Below are 20649 nucleotides of genomic sequence, written 5' to 3' on the forward strand. Positions count from 1 at the left end.
GACGCCGGTGGCGGTGAGAAAAGAAGGCGCAGCGACCGAGAAGGTCCTGATTCTCAGCGACGGCAAACCTGGGCATGTCAACCAGTCCTTGGCCTATGCACGGCTGCTCGGAAAACCCTATGAGGTTCGGCGCGTTTCCTTTCGCGGACGTTGGGGCAAAGCCCTGTCCTATCCCTTGGACCGATTGGGTTTTCTGACGGACAAACTGTTTTTTGTCGAAGACGAGCTTCCATTCTGCTCACAGGTGGTGTCTGCCGGATCAAGTACCTATTACGCGAATCGTGTCATTGGTACAAAACTGGGAATCCCCTCGGTTGCCATCATGTTGCCGCGAAGCTACAGGCGGAATTTCGCTCTGATTATCGCCCAGGAGCATGATCGGCCGCCAGCTGCGGCAAATATCCTGTCTCTGCCGGTGAACCTCTCCTGTCCGCAGCCGCAGGGACTAGTGCAGCGAACCGGCAGGAACCCCTGTGTCGCTCTTGTAATAGGTGGTCCCAGCCGACATTTCCGCATGAATGAAGAGCGCCTCAAGGTGCAGATAGAGCAGGTGTTTCGCCTGTTTCCCGAGGGCGACTTCCTGGTAACGACCTCGCCGCGCACCCCTCCTGAGATCGACAAACTGATCGAAACTCTGGCGTTTCGCTATCGCGTCATTTATTCGCGAGAGCCGGTCAATCCCATTGCCGATTTTCTCGCCATCGGCGATTACGTTTTCGTGACCCAAGACTCCACTTCCATGATCAGCGAAGCCGTGACTTTCGGTCGCGCCTGCGTGGAGGTGCTTCCCTTGGAAAGCACGGGGGAAAAGAACAAAGTCGGGCGCATGCTCAGCCCTTTGGCCGATCAGGGCTGTCTCCACGTGTTCGATGGAACTTTGGGTGGAAAAAATCACAAAATCGCGCTAAAAGGTGTTCTTGAGCAGGCGTTGCGCAGGTTAGGGTATTGATTGGTGCCTGCTTTTTTCCTTGTGACCCTATAAAGGTTTGTCCATGTCCGCAAACAAAGAAACGTCACCATCGTCCGAGCCGAAAAATTTTGCTCTCATCGGTGCCGCAGGATACATCGCGCCGCGTCACATGCGGGCCATCGTCGATACCGGCAATCGCTTGGTTGCTGCGCTCGACAAAAATGATTCTGTCGGCATTCTCGACAGTTATTCCTACGACATTTCCTTTTTTACCGAGTTCGAACGCTTTGACCGACACGCGGAAAAACTGCGGCGCCAGGGTGACGACAAGCGCTTTCATTATGTCAGTATCTGCTCACCCAATTATCTGCATGATGCGCACATCCGTTTTGCCCTGCGCATCGGCGCCGATGCCATTTGTGAAAAACCATTAGTGCTCAACCCCTGGAATCTTGAGGCTCTGGCCGAGCTGGAAGCCGAAAGCGGACGGCGCATTTACAACATTCTGCAGTTGCGCGTGCATCCGGCACTGCTGCAACTCAAAAAAGCAACCGAGGAAGACGGCAGCGGCAAAAGACATCAGGTCGATCTGAGCTACATCACTTCGCGTGGCAACTGGTATTTTCATTCCTGGAAGGGCGACGCGCACAAATCCGGCGGCGTGGTCACAAATATCGGCATTCACTTTTTCGACATGCTCATGTGGATATTCGGCGGTGTGGAATCCTGTCAGGTTCATTTGAGCGACGAGCGCCGCATGGCCGGTTTTCTCGCCCTGAAAAACGCCGATGTGCGCTGGTTTCTCTCCGTCGACCACGAGGACCTTCCGGTGGCTGCCAGAACCTCGAACAAGACCACTTTTCGCTCGGTGCGGGTCGATGATCAGGAAATTGAATTCTCTGCGGGGTTTGTCGACCTGCATACGGTGGTCTATCAGGAAATTCTTGCCGGTCGCGGGTTCGGCATCGAAGACGCTCGACCCTCCATCGATCTGGTGCATAGTTTGCGAAATGCCGAAGTCCTCGGCGTGCATGCCGACACCGTGCATCCCCTGGCATTGGCCGTGGCTGAAAAACGCTGAATTGCGGAGGCTTTAATGGATTACTTTGTACACCCATCCTCCTTTGTCGATGAAGGGGCCGAGATCGGCGCCGGCACCAAAATCTGGCACTTCAGCCATGTCCTCTCTGGGGCCAGGATCGGCAACCGGTGCAGTTTTGGTCAGAACTGCTGTGTGTCCGGGGGAACGGTCATCGGCAACAACGTCAAGGTGCAGAACAACGTCTCCATCTATGAGGGAACCATCATCGAGGACGATGTCTTTCTCGGCCCCTCCTGCGTGCTGACCAACGTGACCAATCCGCGCTCCCAGGTGGTGCGTCGGGAGTTGTATGAAAAGACTCTTTTGCGGCGTGGTTGTTCCATCGGCGCCAACGCCACCATCGTTTGCGGCATAACTATTGGGCGCTATGCCTTTATCGGTGCGGGTGCGGTGGTGGCGAAGAATGTGCCCGATTACGCCCTTATGGTCGGCGTGCCCGCCAAGCAGGTAGGTTGGATGAGTCGCCACGGCCATGTCCTCAAGGATCCCGATACTCAGGGGATTCTGGTCTGCCCGGAAAGCCGTCTGCGCTATCAGCTCAACAACGAGGGGGCCTTGCGTTGTCTGGATCTGGATGAGGATGCACCGCTGCCGCCTGAGTTGGCCGTGGGCAAAACCTTTTATGACGAACTGAAGAAATAAATATTCGAAAATACATTGGGAGCATTCATGCAATTCATCGACCTTAAGACCCAGCAGACTCCAATACGCGAAGACATTGAGCAACGCATCAAGGCGGTTCTCGATCACGGGCAATACATTATGGGGCCGGAGGTGACGGAACTGGAGCAGCGCCTTGCGCAGTATGTAGGCGCTCGCCATTGCCTCGGCGTTTCAAGTGGCACCGATGCCCTGCTCATCGCCATGATGGCGCTGGGAATCGGCCCGGGAGATGAGGTGGTGACCTCGCCCTTTACCTTCATCTCGACGGTCGAAACCATCGCTTTGCTCGGCGCCCGGCCGGTGTTCGTCGACATTGAACCACGCACTTATAATCTTGATCCAACGCTGCTGGAGGCGGCGCTCACCGACAAAACCAGGGCGATTATGCCGGTGAGCCTCTATGGTCAGTGCGCCGATTTCCTAGCCATCAACGCCATCGCCGCGCAGCGCGGCATCCCGGTTATCGAAGACGGGGCGCAAAGTTTCGGTGCCACCCAGCGGGGCGAGAGATCCTGTCATCTTTCCACCATCGGCTGCACCAGCTTCTTTCCCTCCAAGCCTTTAGGTGGTTATGGTGATGGTGGCGCCTGCTTTACCGATGACGATGAACTGGCCAAGCGCATGCAACAGATTCGCGTGCACGGCCAGGATCGGCGCTACAATCACCCGCTGATCGGCGTCAATGGGCGTCTCGATACCTTGCAGGCGGCCATCCTTCTCGCCAAGCTCGATATCTTCCCCGATGAGGTTGAGCGCCGCGCCGCCGTTGCAGAGCGCTATCGGAAACTGCTCGGCGATATGGTCGTTGTCCCGTTCGTCGAAGATTACAACACCAGCGTCTATGCCCAGTACACCATCCGTGTCGAGCAACGCGACGAAATGTTGGCCGCTCTTGCCGCGCAAGGCGTCCCGACAGCGGTGCATTACCCTGTCCCCCTGCACCGGCAACCCGCCTTTGCCTCCCTCGGTTATCCGCATGCGAGCTTCCCTCATGCAGAAGAAGCTGCGCGGCAGGTCATGAGCCTGCCCATGCATCCCTACCTCAAGGAAGCCGATCAGGTGCAGATCGCCGAGGCGGTTAAGGTTGCCGTCAACGGATGAAATCTCGGGATTAGAACAAGGAACAACTTACCCATGAAGGTTGTGCAGTTTTTGCCGGAACTCAATGAAGGCGGCGTCGAGCGCGGCACCGTAGAACTCAATCGCGAGTTCATCAGGCGCGGCCTGGAGAGCGTCGTCATCAGTAGTGGCGGAAAGCTGGTCGCGCAGATTGAGCGCGACGGCGGCACCCACATCGCCTTTGATGTATGCAGCAAGAATCCACTGACCGCCCCGTGGCGCATCCTCAAGTTGCGCGCCCTGTTGCGGAGCCTTCAACCCGACATCCTGCATGCCCGCAGTCGGGTGCCGGCCTGGCTGGTGTGGCTGGCCAATCGCAGGCTGGGTTACCCCTTCGTCACCACGGTCCACGGCCTCAACCGCCCCAACAAATACAGTGAGATCATGACTCGCGGAGACCGCGTGATTACCGTGGGCGATCCGGTGCGTGACCATATCCTCAAACACTACCGGGTCGATCCGGAAAAGATACGGGTCATTCAGCGCGGCGTCGACATGGACCAGTTCGACCCGGCCAAGGTGGATCGCGCCTTTATCGACGAATTCCGCAAGAAGTATCAACTTGAAGGCAAATACGTTGTCGCCAGCGTCGGACGCATCACCTGGTTGAAGGACTATGAAACCTTTATTGCGGCCATTTCCGAGGTACGCGTGGAAATTCCTGAAGTCGTCGGACTCATTGTCGGCGGCGCTCACGAGAGCAAGCAGAATTATCTCGGTGATCTACAGAAACTGGCGAAACAACTCGGCGTCGCCGACCAGATTGTTTTTAGCGGTAGCCAGGCCAAAATTGCCGAAATTTACGCTCTCAGCGATGTCTTGGTTAATGCCTCCCTGAAGATGGGCAATATCGGGCGTACCATTGTCGAAGCCTTTGCCCTGGATACGCCTGTAATCGCCACGACTTACGAGGGTTTGGACAATCTGGTCGATAATGGCGTCAACGGCTACCTCATCAAAACCCGCGATCCGCAGGATTTGGCCGAGAAGATTCGCCTGGTGCATCAGGGGGCGTTCAAGGATATCAGGAAGCACCTCAATCCGGAATATACCTTGGCCACGATGGTGGAGAGGACTCTGGGGGTTTATAGGGAGTTGTGTAAAACATGAGAGTTTTTATTGACGGCCCGCGATGGGCGGGTATGTGGACGGAAATATCCGCGGATGAGTTTAAGAATTTAGGCTGGGAAACGCAGATTTTCTATAATAACAAGAAGAAAGCGAAGGCGCGATTTTTCTCCAAGCTGAACAAGTTTCTTCCGGCGACAAAAGCATTTCTGGATTGGGAAAAATTCCAGCAGGAGGATTTGCTTGCTGAATTTGGAAAGAGTCAGTTCGACCTGTATTTCAGTATTCAGGGAAAGATTGACTCAGCTTTTCTAAAAAAGATCAAGGGGCAAAACCCGCAGATTAAGACCGCCTACTGGCTGGGTGACGTGCTCGTCGATGCAGCTAAAAGACGTTTTGACAGCCTGAAAGAGGCAAGTTCCTCCGGTGCCTTGGACGCCCTTCTTGTCTCCTATAAGGGAACCTATCAAGAGCTTATCAATCAAGGGTTTAAGAATGTTCACTACTTTCCCTTCGGTTATTCGAAGACCTTTCATCAGGTCGGGGAAATTACCACCGAGGAGAGAAGGAGATACACCTGCCAGGTGTCTTTTGTCGGCACCCATTATCCGGAGCGTGCCGAAATTATCCATTACCTCAATCAACATCTTAGTGAACCCGTGCAGGTCTGGGGCCGTGGTTGGCAGGGTTCGGGCATTAAATCAAAGGGTCGACTGAGTCTGCAGGAAAGCCTAAAAGTTTATGCCTGCTCCAAGATTTCCCTGAATATCCACCATCACCTGACCGACAATGGCTTCAATATGAAGTTTTATGAAATCCCTGCTGCGGGAGGCTTTCAGATCTGCGACTGGCAGGAAGAACTGGCAAGAACGCCCCTTGCGATGACACCCAATTACGAATCCACAGAGAATCTTTTTGAAATTGTTCAAATGTACCTTGGCTCAGATAAAAAGAGGAGTGATTTGAAAAATCTGTTGCGAAAAAATGTAATTGAAAAGTGCCCTTACGCCAAACAGTATCAACATATGATTAAAGCAATTGTGTGAGCGGTAAAATATATGAAAACTCTTTTTCTGGCAAAAATTGACTACTCAGGCTTGACGGAGGGAATGTCTCGAGCTTTTAAGCAGAAAAACTTTTCAACGCAAATATTTGATACGAAAAAATATAGAAAAATCGACAAATATTTTAAAAGAGATTTTTCTATTCAAAAATTTGGAAAAAAATTAAAAGAATTTTCCCCTGACATTGTCTTTTTAATAGCGCCGATGTTTTTGAAAAGAGAATACTTTGAAATTATCGACAATTTTAAAGAGAGAAACAAACTTAAAGTTGTTGGATGGGTTGGGGACTCATTTAAAAAAGAAAAAGAAAATATAGATAAAATAAGTTTGATTGACTTGTTATATTATACAGATACTGGTTATTTTGACATTTACAGTGCAGATAATGTTGAATATCTGCCACTTGCAACAGATCCAAAAATTTTTATTGATAAAGGTTTTTTATATAAAAATAAATATAATTGTTCTTTCGTAGCATCAAGGACCCCAGGGAGAGCCGGTTTTTTGAAAGACTTAAAATGCTGCGTTGATGTTTTTGGACCAGGATGGAACAACAATGATATTCAAGGAATAACGCACAATGTTAAAAAATGTAAACTCGATATTTGTCAAGTTTCAAATGTATACGCACGATCAAGAATGGTTTTGAATTTAAAAAATGAAAATAATGTTATTAATGGATTGAACCAAAGGAGTTTTGATCCGTGTGCAGCCGGATCACTTCTTCTGCATGACTATGTAGCAGATATTGACTTAAACTACGAGGTCGGGAACGAAATTTTAGTTTTTCGTTCCAAGGAGGAGTTCTCTGAGCTTTATCAAAAATGTATGATTGATGCTGAGTTTAGAAAAAAAATATCTGAAAATGGGAGAAAACGAGTTACTTCTTGCCATACATTTACTAATAGAGTGGAAAAAATTTTAATGAAATTGAGATAAGCATAGGAGTTCTTTATTTTGATAAATAAAAATGAAAAATATTATTCTTTTGAAAGAAAAGATCTTGTCGCCATTGTTCCTTTAATCGAAGGTGCTGTCCTTGATGTAGGTTGCGGTGATGGTGCAACCATGGCGTACCTTTTAGGAAGTGGAATTAATGATGTTACTGGAATAGAGTGTGATTATAACGCTTATATAAGAGCCAAGAATAAAGGTTTTAATGTCATAAACGCGGATATTGAAAAAGATTCTATTGATCTTGAGGAAAAAAAATACGATTTTATATTATTTGGGGATGTTTTGGAACATTTATATGACCCATGGAATACGCTAGATAAGTTTAAAAAATTTTTAAAAAAAGATGGAACGTTTTTGATTAGCATCCCAAATATTAAACACTATAGAATTTTGCGAAAGTTTTTGTTTTCTGATGAATGGCGATACACAGAAGCAGGGATTTTAGATATTACACATATTCGTTTTTTTACACGAAAAGAGGCTTTGCGAATGATTGAAGAGAGCGGGTTGCAGGTCTCTGTATTAAAATATAAAACAAATAAAAATATTTTGTTTAGAGTTGTTAGTCTTTTCGCTAAGAATTGGGTAATGACTATATGGCCAGAGCAGTTTCTAATAGCTGCAAAGGTGAAATAATTTTTTTGGTATTTTAGAAAATGCAAATTAAATTTATCGGCACCTACGGAGACCAACGTTGGCTGCGCCAATTCCCTGGAAATAAACCTGTTTGGGGCAATTGCGAGTTCGTCCTTGATCCCGCTGTGCAAAACTATGACTGGCTGGTTGTTTATAATGACTTACCCGCCGGCATCAGTGATGTCATGCTTCCCTGTCCCCAGGAAAATACCCTCCTGATCACTACCGAACCCTCAACCATCAAAGCCTACGGCAACGCTTTCACCCATCAATTCGGCCATGTGCTGACCAGTCAACCGGAATGGGCCTTGCCGCATCGCAGCCGTATTTATGCCCAACCGGCCCTGCAATGGTTTTACGGCATGGGTTCCGAGCGCCTGATTACTTATGACGAAATGGTCGCTCATCCGCCCTCGGAAAAAACGCGGCTCATCGCCACGGTCTGCTCCACCAAACAGCAGACCCACACCCTGCATCAAAAACGCTACCAATTCACCCAGGAGCTTAAAAAACGCATCCCCGAGCTCGACATCTTCGGTCACGGCGTACGTCCCATGGCGGATAAGGCCGAAAGCCTCGATCCCTACCGCTACCATGTCGCCATTGAAAACTTTATCGGCTTGCATCACTGGACGGAAAAGCTCTCTGACCCGTTTCTTGGCGTGACGCTGCCATTTTATTGCGGCTGCCCCAATGCGAGCGATTACTTTCCCGAAGAGAGCTTCATCCCCATCGACATCAACGATGTGGACGGGGCGAGTGAGATCATTCGCAAGGCCATGCGCGATGGGGAATACGAAAAAAGGCTTCCGCATATTCTGGAAGCCCGGCGCCGGGTGCTTGAGGAATATAATATTTTTGCGGTTCTTTCCCGGTTGATTGAAGAGCGCGAGACGGATATGACATCCACATCTTCGGGCGGGGTCATTCTTTCGCGGCGCGAGCTGCGCAAGCGTCATCCGCTGGTTTCGGTCCAGCATTTTTACGAGAAATGCCGATTGCGGATTCTGCATGCCTTGAAAGATACCCAAGGCGGTTGAACAGGGATGGACAGAATGGGCAGGATAAGACAACCTCATTTTGAGTTTTTTATCCTGTCCATTCTGTCTATCCCTGTCATCTTTACTGATGCTTTCGGCTGTCCCCTCGATTGTTTTCCAGCTCGGATTTAACCATCTCAAACACCATCTCTGGCGAAATGGCCTTCATGCATGAGTGGTGATCGCATTCCTTCTGATAGCAGTTGATGCAGGGTAGGTCCGCCTGAATGGCGCGCACGTTGTCGCCCGCCGGTTTGACCCGGCGTGGGTCGGTGGGGCCGCAGATAACGACGATGGGGCGCTCGGTGCAGGAGGCAAGGTGGGTGGGGCCGGTGTCGTTACCAACGATGAATCGGGCCTGCTCAAATATCGGCACCAAGTCGAAGATTTCTGTTTTTGCGCACAGATTCACCACCCACTCACCGCAGGCGGCGGCGATATCCTCGCAGTCCTTTATTTCGTCTTTGCCCCCCACCAGCAAAATCTTCTCCAAGCCCGCTTCATGCAACTGGCGGGCGAGGGCCACATAGTTGTCCGTGCCCCAGCGCTTGAGATGCCCCGCGGCCTGGCAACCGGGGATAAAGGCGGCGAAGCGGTTGTGAATCAGCCCCCGATCTTTGAGCAGTTGCGCGGCACGCTTGCGGTTGTCTTCAGGGATTTGTAGGACCGGGCGGGGGGTGCTGGTTTGAATGCCTCCCGCGGCAAGGGTCTGGCGGAACTGATCGAGAGCGGCGACCTCGATGGGCTTGCTGGTCCAAGGTGGGCTCAGATGGTAGGGAAAGCAGCGCCGGTTGCCCATGAGAATGGGGCGCACGGGGCTCAGCAGACGCAAAGCGCTGATCAGAAAGCGACTGCGATCGTTGGTCTGCAGGTCGATAACCAGATCATATTTGGCCTTGCGCACGGTCTGCAGCCACTTCCAGATGCCCTTCCAGCCCTTGTCCTTGCCGCGCAGATCGATATCGAGAAGATTGTTTACCCGCGTGTCCTGGCGAAAAAGGCGATCCCAGGGCGGCAGGATGTTTAAGTCGATAATGGCGTCGGGAAAGGCCTGGTGCAGATCTTCGAGAATTGCCGTGGAGATAATGACATCACCCAGCGCGCTCCACTTGATGAGCAGAATGCGCCGGATGTCTGCGCGGCCGTGAAGGTGGACATTATGCATGGGTTGCTTTTCCTGCGGTAATCGGCTAGAAATAGCCGTTTGGTTACAACGTGCTGATTCATTTGAAAAATTGAACGGTATCATAGAATAATAGGAATCCTCGGTCAAATTTTCCAGGCAAAGAAATTTATCAGGAGCAATCATGTCACAAAAAACTGCACTTATTACCGGTATTACCGGCCAGGACGGCGCCTATCTCGCCGAGTTTCTGCTTAAAAAAGGCTACATTGTGCATGGCCTCAAGCGTCGCGCCTCGCTGTTCAACACCGATCGCATCGATCATATCTACCAGGACCCCCATGTGGAGAACCGCAACTTCATCCTCCACTACGGTGACTTGACCGACTCGACCAATCTCATCCGCATCATCCAGCAGGTGCAACCGGACGAAATCTACAATCTGGCGGCTCAGTCCCATGTGGCGGTGTCCTTTGAGACCCCGGAATATACCGCCAATGCCGATGGTGTCGGCACCTTGCGCGTTCTCGAGGCGATCCGCATCCTTGGCCTTGAGAAGAAAACCCGCTTCTATCAAGCTTCGACCAGCGAACTCTATGGGCTGGTTCAGGAAGTGCCGCAGAAAGAAACCACGCCTTTTTATCCGCGCTCGCCCTATGCTGTGGCCAAACTCTATGCTTACTGGATTACGGTCAATTACCGGGAAGCCTACGGCATGTTCGCCTGCAACGGGATTCTGTTCAACCACGAGTCTCCCGTTCGCGGTGAAACCTTTGTCACACGCAAGATCACCCGCGCCATGGCGCGCATCGCTCTGGGATTACAGGATTGCCTCTACCTCGGAAACATGAACGCTCTGCGCGACTGGGGTCATGCCCGCGACTACGTCGAGGCACAATGGCTGATGCTGCAACAGGAGCAGCCGGAGGATTTTGTGATCGCGACAGGCGTCCAGGTATCGGTGCGAGATTTCGTTGATGCGGCTGCTGCCGAACTCGGTATCAAGCTGCGCTGGGAAGGAGAGGGCGTCAACGAAATTGGTATCGTCGAATCCGTACAGAATGCGACAAAAGTCCAGACCTCGCCGGGAGCTGTGATTGTTCGTGTCGATCCGCGCTATTTCCGGCCGACGGAAGTCGAAACCCTGCTGGGCGATCCGAGCAAGGCCAGGGAAAAACTGGGCTGGACGGCCACAACCAGTTTGCAGGAACTGGTGAGCGAGATGGTGCGCAGCGATCTGGAAGATGCGCAGCGTGACGAGCTGTGCCGCAGGGAGGGGTTTCAGACCTTCAACTTTCATGAATAAGCATGCAAAAATTTTTGTCGCCGGACACAAAGGGTTGGTCGGCTCTGCGATCGTCCGTCGCTTGCAGTCCACGGGTTACGACAATCTTCTGTTGCGCTCGCGTACGGAACTGGATCTTTGCGAGCAGGCGGCGGTACGCGACTTTTTCGCACAGGAAAAGCCCGCGTATGTGTTTCTCGCAGCGGCCAAAGTGGGCGGGATCGTCGCCAACAATACCTGGCCGGCGGAATTCATTTATGAAAACCTGGCGATCCAGACCAACGTCATACATGCCGCTTGGCAGTCTGGTGTCAAGCGCCTGCTGTTCCTCGGTTCTTCCTGCATTTATCCCAAGTTCGCGCCCCAGCCCATGCGCGAAGAGCATCTGCTCACCGGTGAGTTGGAGCCAACCAATGAGCCCTATGCCGTCGCCAAAATCGCTGGAATTAAGATGTGCCAGTCCTATAATCGACAATACGGCACCCACTTTCTTTCGGTTATGCCGACCAATCTTTATGGTCCCAATGATAATTTCGATCTGACCAGTTCCCATGTCATCCCTGCATTGCTGCGCAAGATTCACGAGGCAAAAATCAACGCTGCACCGTCCGTGGAGATATGGGGAACGGGTCAGCCCCGGCGTGAGTTTCTGCATGTCGATGATATGGCCGATGCTTGTCTTTTCGTCATGCAGGCATCGCAGGAGCGGCTGGATGCTGAAGCCGCCCCGTTCTTTAACGTCGGCACGGGCAGCGATGTGACCATCGCCGAGTTGGCCCGAACCATCTGCGAAGTTGTTGATTTCAACGGCGCGTTGATTTTCAATACGGACAAGCCTGACGGTGCGCCACGCAAACTGCTGGATGTCGAACGCTTGCGTACGCTGGGTTGGAGGGCCAAAGTCGATTTGCGTCAAGGTCTTGACGATACCTATAGGTGGTTTTTGCAGCATCGGCAGTGAGGAGGCAGAGAAAATGGAAGAGCTCATCAAGGCGCATTTTACGAGGCACGCTGATGCCTTGGAGAAGACCCGGGTCGCGCTGACGCCGGCAATCGTCCAGTGCGTTGAGCTTATTGCATCTGCATTGCGCGCCGGCAACAAGGTGCTGATTATGGGCAATGGCGGCTCCGCGGCCGATGCTCAGCATTTTGCCGCCGAACTGGTGGGGCGTTTTCTGCGTGAAAGGCGTGCGCTGCCGGCCATTGCCTTGACTACGGATACTTCGCTGCTGACTGCGGTCGCCAATGATTTCGGTTTTGATCAGGTCTTCAAGCGCCAGGTTGAAGCTTTGGCGCGGCCGGGCGATGTGGTGATCGGTCTTTCCACCAGTGGCAATTCAGAGAATGTGGCATCGGCTCTGCGCGAGGCGCGGGTCAAAGGCTGCGCAACTTTGGGATTACTCGGCCGCGATGGCGGCTGTATTGCGCCCCTGGTCGACCTGAATCTTACCGTGCCGGTGCAAGCTACTCCGCATATCCAGGAAGCTCATATCACCATCATTCATCTGCTGTGCGACCTGGTGGAGCGGCAGATATGCCAAGAGGGCGAAGGATGAGCAAAAAATACCGTCCCATTGACCTCTCAGGGGTCAAAACCTATTCCATCAAAACGCGCAACAATAAGGTGAATGTGCGCGAGCATTTTTCCGCGGCGCCGCGTGCCGGCATGTCTTTCGGCGAATTCTTCGACAGCATGCCCCGTCTGTTGGGTGCCGACAGTCTGCGTGGTGTTGTCGATGCAGTCGTGCAGGCGCGCGCCAAGGATCGCCCCGTTGTGCTTGCCATAGGCGGTCATGTTATCAAGTGTGGCCTTCAGCCGGTTCTGAAGAGCCTGATCGATGCGGATATGGTGACGGCTGTAGTCATGAATGGCTCCGCAGCCATTCATGACTTTGAAGTTTCGTTGGTCGGCGCCACCTCCGAAGATGTGGGCGCGGTCCTGCATTCGGGCGATTTCGGTTTCTCCGAAGAGACCGGCGGCGGTATGAACCGTGCGCTGAAGCAAGGGTTTGAATGCGATATGGGCTATGGCGAAGCCATCGGTCGTTGCATAATAGACAATCAGCATCCTTTCCGCGATTCCAGTCTGCTTGCCGTCTGTGCCGAAAAGGATATTCCCGTGACGGTCCACGTTGCGCTCGGAACCGACATCATCCATCAGCATCCGCAGGCCGATGGCGCCATCACCGGCGAAATGACTTTCCGCGACTTTCGGCTGCTGACCTCTATCGTTACGGATCTCAGTGGTGGTGTTTGGCTCAATGTCGGATCCGCTGTGCTGCTCCCCGAAGTGTTTCTCAAGGCATTGTCCATCGCCCAGAACCTCGGGCATCATGTCGACGGGTTCACAACCGCAAATTTTGACATGATTCAGCATTACCGGCCACTGACCAATGTTGTGAAGCGCCCGACCTCGGGTCAGGGCCGCGGTTATACCATCACCGGGCACCACGAAATCAACATTCCGCTTTTAGCGGCGGCGATTCTCGATAAAATCAGAGGTTGATGGGTTTATGGATCGGATGGAAATAGAAAGCTTTCTTGCGCGCCTTAAAGGTCTCAAAGCCCTGGTCATCGGCGATCTGATGCTTGATGAGTACGTATGGGGCCGCACCGATCGGATTTCCCCCGAGGCCCCCGTGCAGGTGGTCGAGGTGGTGCGCCAGGATCTGCGGCTGGGCGGAGCGGGCAATGTGGTGAACAACCTGGTCGCCCTTGGCTGTCAAATTGAGGTGGCCGGCGCCCTTGGCGAGGATGAAGATGGGCGCGGCCTGCGCAGCATGCTGGAGGCGCGGGGCATCGGCACTGGCGGCATCGTGCTGGACGTGGGGCGCACGACCAGCCGCAAGACCCGCATCCTTGCCAGTAATCAGCAGATGTTGAGAATCGATCGGGAAAGCACAAGTCCCATCAGTGCCGAGGTGGAAAAACAGTTGGCCGCCCAGGTTCGTGACGCGGTGTCCGGGTGTCAGGTGATCCTGGTGTCCGACTATCTCAAGGGAGTTTTGACTCAAGGGCTTTTGCAGGAGATCTTTGCCATTGGACGCGCCGCGGGCATCCCGGTGGTCGTCGATCCCAAAGGCAACGATTACCACAAATACCGTGGCGCGACTCTCATCACGCCCAACCGCAAGGAGGCGCAAACGGCTTCCGGAATTCTGATCAGCGATGACGCCGGTCTTTGCCGCGCCGGCAGAAAATTGCGCGAGTCTCTCGGCCTTGAAGCCCTGGTTTTGACCCGCAGCGAAGAGGGCATGAGTCTGTTTCTTGCCGATGGCCAGGAAGTGCACCTGCCCACCGAGGCACGGGAAGTGTTCGATGTCTCCGGTGCCGGTGATACCGTGCTCGCCTTGTTGGGGATCGGCCTGGGCGCTGGACTCTCGGTGGAAAATGCCGCGCATGTGGCCAATCTGGCGGCGGGCATCGTCGTCGGCAAGGTCGGGACTTCCACCGTCGCCCCCGAGGAAATTCTCGAAGTCGCAGGAAGGCAGCACTCCGACAGCGATTTGAAAATTAAAGGCCGCGAGATTCTCAGTGTTCTGCTTGAACGCGAGCGCGAACGCGGCAAACGCATAGTCTTCACCAACGGCTGCTTCGATCTGCTGCACGTTGGACATGTCAAGTATCTGCAGAAGGCCCGCAATCTTGGCGATTTGCTGGTGCTGGGACTCAATTCGGACGCCTCCATCCGGCGCCTCAAGGGCCCCAAACGGCCTCTCATCGGCGAGGAGGAGCGTGCGCATCTGATGGCGGCGCTCAAGTGCATCGACTATGTGGTGACTTTTGATGAGGATACGCCGCTGGAACTTATTGACGCTCTGCGTCCGCAGATTCTCGTCAAGGGCGGCGATTATGCCCCCGAGGGTGTGGTCGGCAAAGAGTTGGTGGAAAGCTACGGCGGCCGGGTTGAGATCATTTCCTTTGTCGATGGAAAATCGACCACCAATGTCATCGAGACGATTCTCGAACGTTATCGGGATGAATGATCAGACGCTCCGCCGAGCGGTGTTCCTCGATCGCGACGGGACGATCAATGTCGAGAAGGATTATCTTTTTCGCCCTGAGGATTTCGAATTCATTCCCGGCGCGCCCGAGGCCATCGCACGGCTTAAGCAGGCGGGATTTCTGGTCATCGTGGTGACCAATCAGTCGGGGGTGGCGCGGGGTTATTTCAGCGTCGACGAGGTTCGCGCGCTCCACGATTTTCTGCAAAAGGAACTTGCGCCCTTCGGTGCGGCCGTTGACGCTTTCTATCTGTGCCCTCATCATCCCGAACAGGGTGTTGGTTCTTACAAGAGCGACTGCGATTGCCGCAAGGGGCGCCCCGGCATGCTCTTGCGGGCGGCGGCGGAGCACGCTATTGATTTGCGTCGCTCATTTATGGTCGGCGACAAGGTGGCGGATGTGGAAGCTGGTCGGCGTGCCGGCTGTCGTTCCCTTTTGGTGCTGACCGGCTATGGGGAAACAGAGGCAACAAAGATTGGACCGGAAGATGCCGTCGTCGTTGCTGATCTGGCTCAGGCGGTGGATTATATTCTGCATTTAGAGGGAATGAACTTATGAACGCATCCGCGGAAAAAATTCTGGTTACCGGCGCCGCCGGTTTCATCGGCTACCATTTGTGCGAAAGATTGCTGCAGGAGGGGCACGAGGTCGTCGGTCTGGACAACCTTAACGACTATTATGATGTGTCCCTCAAGCAGGCGCGCCTGGAGCGCCTTGAAGGGCGTCGCGGCTTTCGCTTCGTGCGCCTCGATCTGGCGGATCGCGAGGGCATGGCGGAGTTGTTCGCTCGCGAGCGTTTCAAGCGCGTGGTCAATCTTGCGGCCCAGGCCGGGGTGCGCTATTCCCTGACCAACCCGCATGCCTACATCGACAGCAACCTGGTCGGTTTCATCAATATCCTCGAAGGCTGCCGGCATCAGCAGGTGGAGCATCTGGCGTATGCATCGTCCAGCTCCGTCTATGGGGCCAATACGCGCATGCCTTTTTCGATCCACGACAACGTCGATCATCCGGTGTCGCTCTATGCCGCGAGCAAGAAGGCCAACGAACTGATGGCGCACACCTACAGCCACCTCTACGGTTTGCCGACTACGGGACTGCGTTTTTTCACGGTCTATGGGCCCTGGGGGCGGCCGGATATGGCCCTGTTTCTGTTTACCAAGGCGATTCTTGAAGGGCGCTCCATCGACGTGTTCAACCACGGCCGCATGCAGCGCGATTTTACCTTTATCGATGACATCGTTGAGGGCGTGACCCGCGTGACTTTCCGCACTGCTGCCCCAAATCCCGCCTGGCACGGCGATGCACCAGACCCCGGCACCAGCGCAGCTCCCTACAGGCTGTACAACATCGGCAACAACAACCCCGTCGCATTGCTGGATATGATTGCCACCCTCGAGAAGGAGCTCGGCAGGGAAGCAGAGAAGAATTTGCTGCCGATTCAGCCGGGAGATGTTCCCGCTACCTATGCCGACGTCGACGATCTGATGCGCGACACTGGTTTTAAACCTGCCACACCGCTGGCAGAGGGTATCCGAAGGTTCGTTGGTTGGTATCGTGATTATTACAGGATTGCTTAGGGAAAAACGCCAAGGGGGGATGATCCTGTTTTTACCAGGATGTCGTTGAGAAGGGCCGGTGCACATTCTGCGCACCGGCCCTTGTTGTATTCAGCGTAACTTGTCAGTATGCACGTCAAGCCTTGGCGGCAGCGCCTGCGGCTCAAACATTCACCGCGGCACTCAGCCGCCACGGCTTGCGGCGCGATTGGGTATTAGGCTGAACGGTTTTCCCTTCAGCAGGCGTTTTGGATCAGATAGTCACGCACCGCCTGGGTATCGGCGGGGATATTTTCACAACGTTTGGGCTTGTCTTCAATGCCTTCCAACGAGGGCGGCCGCTGTGGATCACGGCCGATGGCCCGGCGCACCGCGTCGCCGAATTTCGCTGGATGAGCGGTGGCCAGGCACACCACCGGGCACTCGCCTCCGGCAAGATCCCGTCCGGCGCGTACGCCCACGGCGGTGTGCGGGTCAAGCACGTAGCTGGTCAGTTCGTGGAAGGCGCGAATGGTTGCCAGGGTTTGCTCGCCGTCGACGGAAAGAGCCAGGAAGTCTTCCCTTACCTTGGCCTGCTGCGTGTCGCTGAAATGCAGGCGGCCGTGGGTGCGAAAATCCGCCATGGCCTGGGTGACGGCGGCGCCGTCCTCGTCGAGCAGATAGAACAGATAGCGCTCAAAGTTGCTGGCGATCTGAATGTCCATGGACGGCGAGGGCGTCGAAACCACCGTGCCCAGAGAATAGTCGCCGTGGCGGACGAAGCGCGCGAGAATATTGTTTTCGTTGGTGGCGAGAATCAGCCGACGGATGGGCAGCCCCATGCGGCGGGCGATGTAGCCTGCGAAAATGTCGCCGAAATTGCCGGTGGGCACGGAAAAATCTACCTCGCGGCAGCCGGTGAGGCGTTGCACGCGGCCAAAGGCATAGAAGTAATAGACCACCTGCGCCAGCACCCGCGCCCAGTTGATGGAGTTGACGGCACCCAGGGCGTACTGGTTTTTAAAGGCTACGTCGCCGAAGATTTCCTTGACGATGGCCTGGGCATCGTCGAAGGTGCCTTCGACGGCCAGATTGAACACGTTGGGATCGGTAACGGTGGTCATTTGCAGTTCCTGGATCGGCGAGGTCTTGCCCTGCGGATGCAGAATGAAGATGTTGATATTCTTTTTGCCGCGTATCCCGGCAATGGCGGCGCTGCCCGTATCGCCCGAGGTGGCACCGAGAATGTTCATTTTCTGATTGCGTTCGATGAGCAGGTATTCGAACAGGTTGCCGAGAAACTGGAGCGCGACATCCTTGAAGGCGAGGGTCGGCCCGTGGAACAGTTCCAGGATATAGACCCCATCCTCATGCACCACTGGCGTGATGTCAGGATGGGTGAAGGTTCCATAGGAGCGTTCAATGAGTGTTTTGAGCGCGGCGGAGGGCAGATCGCCGGCATACAGAGAGATGATCTGAAAGGCCAGTTCGGGATAAGCGAGCCGGCTCAGGGCGTCGATGTCGCCTTCGCTGAGGCTGGGAATGGTCTCAGGCAGCAGCAGGCCGCCGTCGTCGGCTAAACCCATGAGAACGGCGTCTTTGAAAGAAATGCCGCTGACTCCGCCGCGGGTGCTTTGGTAGCGCATGCAAAATTCTCCTTAAGTAAAATTTCGCGGTCACTATAGCAGAAGACACTGGAATCTGAAAAGAATTCAAGAACACGAAAAAAAGGGGAGAGCGAATGCTCTCCCCTTTTTGGTCGTATTTAAAGCCTCTTGGGATTTCAGGCTTTTTGCGCTTGGGACTCCTGAACATCCACGACAGCCACGGCGGCCATGTTGACGATGTCGGCGACGCTGTCGCCGCGCTGCAGAACATGCACCGGTTTTTTCATGCCCATGAGGATGGGACCGATGGTCTCGGCACCGCCGAGTTTGTGCAGCATCTTGTAGCAGATGTTGCCTGATTGCAGGTCGGGGAAAATAAAGACATTGGCATCACCCTTGAGTTTGGAAAAGGGGTATTGCTTTTCCATCAACTCCGGATCAAGGGCGACGTTGGCCTGCATTTCGCCATCGACGACGAGATCCGGCGCCCATTCCTTAACCAGCTTCGTGGCTTTACTGACTTTGTTGCTCAGAGGATGCGGAGAGCTGCCGAAGTTGGAGAAAGAGAGCATGGCGATGCGCGGCTCAACATCGAAATAGCGTGCTTTGGCCGCGGTGAGGATGGCCGTTTCGGCCAACTCTTCTGCCGTCGGCTCGATGGTCACCGTGGCGTCGGCCAGGAAGGCGACATCTTTCTTGAAGACCATCATGTAGAGACCATGCACCTTGGAAAGTTCATCTTTTTTACCGATGATTTCCAGCGCCGGGCGAATGGTGTCGGGATAGTGGTGCGTAATGCCCGAAAGCAAAGTGTCGGCATCGCCCAGGTGCACCATCATCGATCCGTAATAGTTGCGGTTCTTGCGGATCAGGCGTTTGGCTTCAGCCAGGGTGATGCCTTTGCGCTGGCGCAGTTTGAAATATTCCTCGGTGTATTTTTCAGATTCGGGCGCCGTGGTCGGATCAATGATTTCGATGTCGCCCAAATCCAATCCCAGGGCCTGGATGCGCGCATTGATTTCCTCGCGGTTTCCGAGCAGCACGGGAGTGGCGATATTTTCGTCGAGGAGAATCTGTGCCGCACGCAGGATCTTGTCTTCCTCTCCTTCAGGAAAGACGATTCGTTTCGGGCTGGCTTTGGCCTTGTTGATCATCGTCCGCATGATTTGCTTGGAACGGCCTTGCAGCGCCTCAAGGGAGTCGCGGTACGCATTCATATCCTTGATGGGGCGGCGGGCAACCCCTGTGTCCATAGCCGCCTGGGCGACGGCCGGCGCGACATGCAGCAGAACACGCGGATCAAAAGGCTTGGGAATAATGTAGTTGCGGCCGAACTGGATGTCTTCGCCGGCGTAGGCCCTGCGGACGGAATCCGGCACATCAAGCTTGGTTAGATCCGCCAGCGCCTTGACCGCAGCAAGCTTCATTTCCGCGTTGATGGCGCTGGCGTGGGTATCAAGGGCGCCGCGGAACAAAAACGGAAAGCACAACACGTTGTTGACCTGATTGGGATAGTCGGAACGCCCTGTGCCGATAATGACATCGTCGCGCACGGCATGGGCATCCGGAGGGGTAATTTCCGGATCGGGATTGGCCATGGCGAACACGATGGGATCCTTGGCCATGGATTTGAGCATATCGGCCGTCAGGGCTCCCTTGGATGAGAGGCCGAAGAAGATGTCGGCACCAGCGACCGCGTCGGCGAGGGTGCGCGCATCGGTTTCCGCAGCCAGGCGCTCCTTGTATTCGTTCATCCCTTCCTTGCGGCCCTTGTAGATGACACCTTTGGTGTCGCATAGGATGACATTATTTTTATCGATGCCCATGGTGATGGCCAGATTGGCCGAGGCAATGCCGGACGCTCCCGCGCCGTTAACGACCATCTTCACATCCTTGATATCCTTGCCGACGATCTCCAGAGCATTGAGCATGCCGGCGGATGCGATGATGGCGGTCCCGTGCTGATCGTCGTGAAACACGGGGATATTCATGATTTCGGCGAGCTTTTCCTCGATGTAAAAACACTCCGGCCCTTTGATGTCTTCCAGATTGATGCCGCCGAAAGTCGGTTCAAGCAATTTGACGGTGCGGATCAGTTCGTCGGAATCCTTGGTGTCGATTTCGATGTCGAACACATCGATATCGGCAAAGCTTTTGAATAGAACTCCCTTGCCTTCCATAACCGGCTTGCCGGCCAGGGCGCCGATATCGCCCAAGCCCAGGACGGCGGTGCCGTTGGACACCACCGCAACCAGGTTCCCCTTGGCGGTGTATTCGTAGGCATCTGCCGGATTTTTTTGGATTTCCAGGCAGGGTTCGGCGACGCCGGGACTGTAGGCCAGAGAAAGGTCACGGCTGGTGGCGCAGGGTTTGGTTGTAATGACCTCAATTTTTCCTTTGCGGCCAGTGCTGTGATAATCCAGAGCATCTTGACGTTTGGACATGGTGCACCAATCCTTTCACATGTTGAGGTTGAAGAACAAATGACATGGCATGTTGAACAGGGAGTTTATTTTATTCAACAGAACCGAA

General features: G+C 54.0%; 19 protein-coding genes. 16 read left to right on the forward strand and 3 right to left on the reverse strand.

What is annotated here, in order from left to right; translation table 11 throughout:
- The first annotated feature begins 7 nt into the window (after window positions 1–7).
- Genes GFER_RS14265 through GFER_RS14305 form a run of 9 tightly spaced genes read left to right on the forward strand, consistent with a single transcriptional unit; the run spans window position 8 to window position 8559 of the window.
- Entirely contained in the window at window positions 8–949 is a 942-nt protein-coding gene (locus GFER_RS14265) for an ELM1/GtrOC1 family putative glycosyltransferase (RefSeq protein WP_040100529.1), read from the forward strand.
- A gap of 43 nt (window positions 950–992) precedes the next feature.
- Window positions 993–1991, forward strand: coding sequence for a Gfo/Idh/MocA family protein (locus GFER_RS14270; protein WP_052446445.1), 999 nt, complete (start codon window positions 993–995; stop codon window positions 1989–1991).
- A gap of 15 nt (window positions 1992–2006) precedes the next feature.
- Window positions 2007–2654 (forward strand): acyltransferase, encoded by a 648-nt coding sequence (locus GFER_RS14275; protein WP_040100530.1) that lies wholly within the window; start codon window positions 2007–2009, stop codon window positions 2652–2654.
- Window positions 2655–2681: 27 nt separating this feature from the next.
- Complete coding sequence (locus tag GFER_RS14280) at window positions 2682–3776, forward strand: DegT/DnrJ/EryC1/StrS family aminotransferase (RefSeq protein WP_040100532.1); 1095 nt, start codon at window positions 2682–2684, stop codon at window positions 3774–3776.
- A gap of 33 nt (window positions 3777–3809) precedes the next feature.
- Window positions 3810–4904, forward strand: a complete 1095-nt coding sequence (locus GFER_RS14285; RefSeq protein ID WP_040100535.1) for a glycosyltransferase family 4 protein — start codon at window positions 3810–3812, stop codon at window positions 4902–4904.
- Complete coding sequence (locus GFER_RS14290) at window positions 4901–5908, forward strand: glycosyltransferase family protein (RefSeq protein WP_040100537.1); 1008 nt, start codon at window positions 4901–4903, stop codon at window positions 5906–5908. The genes GFER_RS14285 and GFER_RS14290 overlap by 4 nt, the downstream gene beginning before the upstream one ends.
- Window positions 5909–5920: 12 nt before the next feature.
- Window positions 5921–6865: a glycosyltransferase family protein gene (locus GFER_RS14295; protein WP_082048101.1), complete on the forward strand. Its 945-nt coding sequence runs from the start codon at window positions 5921–5923 to the stop codon at window positions 6863–6865.
- 18 nt (window positions 6866–6883) lie between these two features.
- Window positions 6884–7519 (forward strand): class I SAM-dependent methyltransferase, encoded by a 636-nt coding sequence (locus tag GFER_RS14300; protein WP_052446446.1) that lies wholly within the window; start codon window positions 6884–6886, stop codon window positions 7517–7519.
- A 20-nt stretch (window positions 7520–7539) separates the two neighbouring features.
- A complete protein-coding gene (locus GFER_RS14305) occupies window positions 7540–8559 on the forward strand; it encodes a glycosyltransferase family 10 domain-containing protein (protein ID WP_040100540.1) in 1020 nt (339 codons plus the stop codon).
- 82 nt (window positions 8560–8641) lie between these two features.
- Here the strand turns inward: GFER_RS14305 and GFER_RS14310 are convergent, their stop codons facing one another.
- Window positions 8642–9724 (reverse strand): glycosyltransferase family 9 protein, encoded by a 1083-nt coding sequence (locus tag GFER_RS14310; RefSeq protein ID WP_052446447.1) that lies wholly within the window; start codon window positions 9722–9724, stop codon window positions 8642–8644.
- Window positions 9725–9866: 142 nt separating this feature from the next.
- On the opposite strand from GFER_RS14310, the gene gmd reads away from it, so the two are divergent.
- Genes gmd through GFER_RS14345 form a run of 7 tightly spaced genes read left to right on the forward strand, consistent with a single transcriptional unit; the run spans window position 9867 to window position 16552 of the window.
- Window positions 9867–10988, forward strand: coding sequence for a GDP-mannose 4,6-dehydratase (gene gmd, locus GFER_RS14315; RefSeq protein WP_040100541.1), 1122 nt, complete (start codon window positions 9867–9869; stop codon window positions 10986–10988).
- Window positions 10981–11928: a GDP-L-fucose synthase gene (fcl, locus tag GFER_RS14320; RefSeq protein WP_040100542.1), complete on the forward strand. Its 948-nt coding sequence runs from the start codon at window positions 10981–10983 to the stop codon at window positions 11926–11928. Before gmd ends, fcl begins: the two co-directional genes overlap by 8 nt.
- A gap of 13 nt (window positions 11929–11941) precedes the next feature.
- On the forward strand, window positions 11942–12523 hold the full coding sequence (gene gmhA, locus GFER_RS14325) for a D-sedoheptulose 7-phosphate isomerase (RefSeq protein ID WP_040100543.1): 582 nt from the start codon (window positions 11942–11944) through the stop codon (window positions 12521–12523).
- A complete protein-coding gene (locus tag GFER_RS14330) occupies window positions 12520–13473 on the forward strand; it encodes a GSU2086 family protein (protein WP_040100544.1) in 954 nt (317 codons plus the stop codon). The genes gmhA and GFER_RS14330 overlap by 4 nt, the downstream gene beginning before the upstream one ends.
- 7 nt (window positions 13474–13480) lie before the next feature.
- Window positions 13481–14953: a D-glycero-beta-D-manno-heptose-7-phosphate kinase gene (gene rfaE1, locus GFER_RS14335; RefSeq protein ID WP_040100545.1), complete on the forward strand. Its 1473-nt coding sequence runs from the start codon at window positions 13481–13483 to the stop codon at window positions 14951–14953.
- Window positions 14946–15530: a D-glycero-beta-D-manno-heptose 1,7-bisphosphate 7-phosphatase gene (gmhB, locus tag GFER_RS14340; protein WP_040100546.1), complete on the forward strand. Its 585-nt coding sequence runs from the start codon at window positions 14946–14948 to the stop codon at window positions 15528–15530. The genes rfaE1 and gmhB overlap by 8 nt, the downstream gene beginning before the upstream one ends.
- Complete coding sequence (locus GFER_RS14345) at window positions 15527–16552, forward strand: NAD-dependent epimerase (protein WP_040100547.1); 1026 nt, start codon at window positions 15527–15529, stop codon at window positions 16550–16552. Before gmhB ends, GFER_RS14345 begins: the two co-directional genes overlap by 4 nt.
- 215 nt (window positions 16553–16767) lie before the next feature.
- On the opposite strand, the gene thrC is transcribed toward GFER_RS14345, so the two are convergent.
- Together thrC and GFER_RS14355 are read right to left on the reverse strand one after the other, a co-directional pair.
- Window positions 16768–18156, reverse strand: a complete 1389-nt coding sequence (gene thrC, locus GFER_RS14350) for a threonine synthase (protein ID WP_040100548.1) — start codon at window positions 18154–18156, stop codon at window positions 16768–16770.
- Between the two features lie 137 nt (window positions 18157–18293).
- Window positions 18294–20561 (reverse strand): NADP-dependent malic enzyme, encoded by a 2268-nt coding sequence (locus GFER_RS14355; RefSeq protein ID WP_040100549.1) that lies wholly within the window; start codon window positions 20559–20561, stop codon window positions 18294–18296.
- Window positions 20562–20649: the final 88 nt, after the last annotated feature.

Origin of the sequence: Geoalkalibacter ferrihydriticus DSM 17813 (assembly GCF_000820505.1) — a bacterium.
Taxonomy (GTDB): domain Bacteria; phylum Desulfobacterota; class Desulfuromonadia; order Desulfuromonadales; family Geoalkalibacteraceae; genus Geoalkalibacter; species Geoalkalibacter ferrihydriticus.

Coding starts and splice junctions, on each gene's coding strand:
- GFER_RS14270 (WP_052446445.1), top strand. CDS start 993: ATGTCCGCAAACAAAGAAACGTCACCATCGTCCGAGCCGAAAAATTTT.
- GFER_RS14275 (WP_040100530.1), top strand. CDS start 2,007: ATGGATTACTTTGTACACCCATCCTCCTTTGTCGATGAAGGGGCCGAG.
- GFER_RS14280 (WP_040100532.1), top strand. CDS start 2,682: ATGCAATTCATCGACCTTAAGACCCAGCAGACTCCAATACGCGAAGAC.
- GFER_RS14285 (WP_040100535.1), top strand. CDS start 3,810: ATGAAGGTTGTGCAGTTTTTGCCGGAACTCAATGAAGGCGGCGTCGAG.
- GFER_RS14290 (WP_040100537.1), top strand. CDS start 4,901: ATGAGAGTTTTTATTGACGGCCCGCGATGGGCGGGTATGTGGACGGAA.
- GFER_RS14295 (WP_082048101.1), top strand. CDS start 5,921: ATGAAAACTCTTTTTCTGGCAAAAATTGACTACTCAGGCTTGACGGAG.
- GFER_RS14305 (WP_040100540.1), top strand. CDS start 7,540: ATGCAAATTAAATTTATCGGCACCTACGGAGACCAACGTTGGCTGCGC.
- GFER_RS14310 (WP_052446447.1), bottom strand. CDS start 9,724: ATGCATAATGTCCACCTTCACGGCCGCGCAGACATCCGGCGCATTCTG.
- gmd (WP_040100541.1), top strand. CDS start 9,867: ATGTCACAAAAAACTGCACTTATTACCGGTATTACCGGCCAGGACGGC.
- fcl (WP_040100542.1), top strand. CDS start 10,981: ATGAATAAGCATGCAAAAATTTTTGTCGCCGGACACAAAGGGTTGGTC.
- gmhA (WP_040100543.1), top strand. CDS start 11,942: ATGGAAGAGCTCATCAAGGCGCATTTTACGAGGCACGCTGATGCCTTG.
- GFER_RS14330 (WP_040100544.1), top strand. CDS start 12,520: ATGAGCAAAAAATACCGTCCCATTGACCTCTCAGGGGTCAAAACCTAT.
- rfaE1 (WP_040100545.1), top strand. CDS start 13,481: ATGGATCGGATGGAAATAGAAAGCTTTCTTGCGCGCCTTAAAGGTCTC.
- gmhB (WP_040100546.1), top strand. CDS start 14,946: ATGAATGATCAGACGCTCCGCCGAGCGGTGTTCCTCGATCGCGACGGG.
- GFER_RS14345 (WP_040100547.1), top strand. CDS start 15,527: ATGAACGCATCCGCGGAAAAAATTCTGGTTACCGGCGCCGCCGGTTTC.
- thrC (WP_040100548.1), bottom strand. CDS start 18,156: ATGCGCTACCAAAGCACCCGCGGCGGAGTCAGCGGCATTTCTTTCAAA.
- GFER_RS14355 (WP_040100549.1), bottom strand. CDS start 20,561: ATGTCCAAACGTCAAGATGCTCTGGATTATCACAGCACTGGCCGCAAA.